The following is a 1,728-nucleotide window of genomic DNA, read 5'->3' as shown; positions in this document are numbered from 1 at the left end:
ATTGTGCCTGTTGCACAAGTTAACGAAAAAACCATATAGGGTCAACGTGATCTTAACGTTGGGTCGTTAACTTTAGGTATGCAAGGAAAAAAGGAGTATCAGGAAAAACTGTTCGCCCGTTTCCAATTGAGCGAGCGTATACCGAAGAACAATTTCTACAGGCGTTTAAAAGAGGTTCTGGACCTGAATTTTCTCTATAAGCTGACCAAAGGCTATTACGGTGAAAGCGGTCAAAAAAGTATTGACCCCGTGGTCTTCTTCAAGTTCTGTTTGGTGGGCTACCTGGAGAACATCATCAGCGACCGTAAGCTTATCGCCCATTGTTCGATGCGCCTGGATATTCTTTTTTTCGTAGGCTATGACATTGACGAGGAACTTCCCTGGCACAGTACCATAAGCCGTACCCGTCAACTTTTTCCCGAGTCGGTATTCGAGGAAGTATTCACCAATGTCCTTGCCTTGTGTGTTGAGAAGGGGATGGTCGCCGGTCATACCCAGGCGATCGACAGTGCGCCCGTGAAAGCGAACGCGAGCATGGACACATTGGAGCTGAAGGTGCCCGAAGAAGATTTGGAAGAGCATTTGAAAAAAGTACGTGCTATAAGCGCAATGGACAAAGAAGTGCCACACCGCAAGAGCAAGGGCGACAGGTCGGATAAAGGACAACGAAGTGTTACCGCCAACGATAATGAGCTCTCCGCGATAAAGGGCAGGAACAAAAAATGGGCGAAGGACCAGGATCAAAGACCTGGCGCCGGAAACAAGGGAGCAAAGTATACGAGCAACAAGACCCATTACAGTCCTACCGACCCCGATGCCAGGATAAGCGTAAAGCCGGGCAAGGCAAGAAAGCTGAACTACCTCAGTCAGTTGAGCGTGGATACCGCCCATCATGTAATTACCGATATCAGGGCGTACCATGCCGATGGCAAGGACAACCAGCAGTTACAGGATATCGTACGGCGCCTACAGAGAAGATTATGGCAACAGGGCTTCGTCTTTGAGAACTGCGTGGCCGATACGGGCTATAGCAGTGGCGAGAACTATGCCTTTTTGGAAAGTATGAAGCTCAAGAGCTTCATACCCGCCCACGGGACGTTCAAGGGAGGTCCCGATGGTTTCGTTTATGACCATGGGACGGACAGCTACCGCTGTCCCCAAGGGAAAACGATACCGTTCACCAAGGAGTTCAGGGATTATCGCACGGGAACAAGAAAGAAGGAATACCGTGCAAGAAAGCATATCTGCACCGGTTGCCCGATACGCAGTAGCTGCCTGGGCAAAAGTGCACAGGAGAAGAAGTTCGGCGTTACCTATTACCGTGCGGAGTATTTGCGTAACATCGCCCGGGTGGAGAGCCCACTGGGTCGGTATATGAAGAGCAAGCGGCAGAGCACGGTAGAACCCGTTTTTGGAACCTTGACCCAGTTCATGGGACTGAGGAAGATAAATACCATCGGGCTCGCACAGGCGAACAAGGTGATGCACCTCTCGGCGATCGCCTACAACCTCAAGAAATACCTGAAATTCGAAAAGAAACACCCGAAAAGTGGGGTAGGAAAGCTTGCCCTGCCATTATTCGTAAAAATCATGGTCCATTACGTGAAAAGCCTTTCTCCAGTGCATCTAAAATTTAGGTTCATCTTCTGACATGGCATAAAAAAAGCCCCTTAAAGAGGCTTATATCGATAGCAATTATCTCTAATTATTGGCTTGTGCAACGGTTAC

1 protein-coding gene is annotated in these 1,728 nt (G+C 49.0%); it reads left to right on the top strand.

Annotation, left to right across the window (positions count from 1 at the left end):
• Window positions 1-78: 78 nt before the first annotated feature.
• A complete protein-coding gene (locus EXIGUO8A_RS18725; RefSeq protein ID WP_236564545.1) occupies window positions 79-1,650 on the top strand; it encodes an IS1182 family transposase in 1,572 nt (523 codons plus the stop codon).
• Window positions 1,651-1,728: the final 78 nt, after the last annotated feature.

The organism is Maribacter litoralis, assembly GCF_902506355.1.
GTDB lineage: Bacteria > Bacteroidota > Bacteroidia > Flavobacteriales > Flavobacteriaceae > Maribacter > Maribacter litoralis.
The sequence above is the reverse complement of the archived record's forward strand: the minus strand, read 5'-3'. Positions and strand labels throughout refer to the sequence as shown.

Excerpts from the sequence above, each read along its gene's own strand:
- EXIGUO8A_RS18725 (WP_236564545.1), top strand. The coding sequence starts at position 79 with ATGCAAGGAAAAAAGGAGTATCAGGAAAAACTGTTCGCCCGTTTCCAA.